Source organism: Sandarakinorhabdus sp., assembly GCF_031422795.1.
GTDB lineage: Bacteria > Pseudomonadota > Alphaproteobacteria > Sphingomonadales > Sphingomonadaceae > Sandarakinorhabdus.
Genome location: NZ_JANPML010000070.1, coordinates 1 through 2,142, shown reverse-complemented (window position 1 = coordinate 2,142; position 2,142 = coordinate 1). Strand labels below are relative to the sequence as shown.

Sequence of the window (2,142 nt, the reverse complement as noted above, 5' to 3'; positions counted from 1 at the left end):
TCAAACATGAACTGCTGGCGCGGATCGCGCATCACCTGATCCAGCTTGTTGCGGATGCGCATATAGTTGGAGGCGTTCTGGCTTTCCGACATCTTGCCCATTTCGGCCTGCAGCGTATCGGTGAGGGCGGAGAGCAGATAGGGGATCGGCGTATCGGTGGTGACCGCAGCCAGCCCCTGCGCATAAACCGATTTGGCCCGCGCCATCTGCAGGCAGCGTGCCAGGATATCGCGATCCATGTCGCGGGCGGCGCCTTCGCTGGTCAGCAGCACTTCGCAATGTTCTTCAAAGTTCATCAGCCAATAGGGCAGTTCCAGATTGTCGACATTGAACACCATGCCGGTGTGTTCGAACGCCTTGGCATATTCGCCGTGCGGATCGATCATCACGACATGGCCTTCCGGGGCTTTTTCGATGATGCGGTGCAGGATCAGCGCAGTGCTGGTGGATTTGCCGGTGCCGGTCGAACCGACGATGGCGAAATTCTTCGAAAGAAACGTGTCGAACAACAGCGCGGCGCGCACATTGGCGGTGGGATAGACCACACCGATCTGGATGTGCGGGCGATCATCACCGGAAAACACCCGCGCCGATTCCGGGCTGGTCATCGGATAGGCAAGGCTGCCAGCCCGCGGATAAACACCGACCCCGCGGCCAAAGCCAGAGATGCTGCGGTCCGCCGCAATCGCCGCTTCGCCGACCAGATCAACCTCGGCGATGGCGACATTGTCTTGCCAGGTGATGCCGCGCAGGGTGGCGACCACCCAGCGTTCGCCCGATTCCACCTTCACCAGGCCGCCCAGCATGCCGGCTGCGGCAATCACCGAATCGGGATTGTCTTTCAGGCTGGCGGTGGCGGCGATATCGATGCGCAGCCGCAAATGGCCGGCGGTAACGCCCACCACTTCGCCGATCACGGTGTCTTCATGCATGGCGCTTCACTCCCTGGCCGCGCCGATGTGCCCAGATTCCGGTTAAAATAGGCTGAAGCCTCCCCATTTGCCGTGATTGCGCTTGCCCGCGGTCCGCGTCACCATGCGGAAAGTTGGGGAGAATGCGCATGACCGGTTTTTATCCGCACACGATCGTGGCCGAAGGGCTGGGCTTTCCGGAAGGGCCAGTGGCGATGGCCGATGGCAGCGTGCTGGTGGTGGAAATCCGCCCCGGCCGCATCACCCGCGTGCATCCCGATGGCCGCACCGAAACGGTCGCCACGCCGGGCGGCGGGCCCAATGGCATGGCGGTGGGGCCGGATGGCGCGCTTTATGTCTGCAACAATGGCGGGTTCGAATGGTATGAGCAGGAGGGGATGCTGCTGCCCGGCAATGCCGCCAAGGATTACACGGCCGGCCGTATCGAACGCATCGACATCGCCACCGGCACGGTGGATCGCCTGTACGACAGCTGCGACGGCCACAGGCTCTCGGGCCCCAACGATATCGTGTTCGATGCCCATGGCGGCTTTTATTTCACCGATCTGGGCAAGCATTTCGATCACCACACCGATGCTGGCGGGTTGTTTTATGCCCTGCCCGATGGATCGAAGATCACCCGGTTGATCCACGGTCCAGACTTGAACGGCGTCGGCCTCAGCCCGGATGGGAAAACCGTCTATGCCGCCTCCACCAGCCGGCGCGTGGTGCTGGCGTTCGACATCGTGTCGCCCGGCGTGCTGGCGCCGGAGCCGCTGCCGGCAGTGCCCGGCCGCCACGTGACCGCGTGGGCCAGCAAGACCTACCTCGATTCGCTGGCTATCGAAGCCAATGGCAACATCGCGCAGGCGACACTGATCGAAAGCGCCGGCATCACCAGCATCGATCCGGCGACGGGGGCACAGGAATATTTCCCCTTCCCCGATCTGCTCACCACCAACATCTGTTTCGGCGGCGCGGACATGATGGATGCGTGGGTTTGCCTGTCCACCACCGGCAAACTGGCCAAATGTCGTTGGCCACGGCCAGGCCTCAAACTCCACTTCAACGCATGATCCTGAAAGCCAACGGGCTGGAGTTTGCCTGCGATGTCGCCGGTGAAGGCCCCGACGTGGCGCTGTGCCTGCACGGCTTTCCCGAATCGCGCTTTTCCTGGCGCTATCAATTGCCGTTCCTTGCCGCCCACGGCTGGCGCGCGGTGGCGCCCGAT

2 protein-coding genes are annotated in these 2,142 nt (G+C 62.7%); one reads left to right on the top strand and one right to left on the bottom strand.

The window, feature by feature from the left end; genetic code table 11:
• Positions 1-932, bottom strand: a 932-nt coding sequence (locus RMO81_RS02865; protein ID WP_310474223.1) for a helicase HerA domain-containing protein, incomplete at its 3' end; no start/stop codon positions are given.
• 122 nt (positions 933-1,054) lie between these two features.
• Here RMO81_RS02865 and RMO81_RS02860 point away from each other — a divergent pair.
• Positions 1,055-1,987: an SMP-30/gluconolactonase/LRE family protein gene (locus RMO81_RS02860; protein WP_310474222.1), complete on the top strand. Its 933-nt coding sequence runs from the start codon at positions 1,055-1,057 to the stop codon at positions 1,985-1,987.
• Positions 1,988-2,142: the final 155 nt, after the last annotated feature.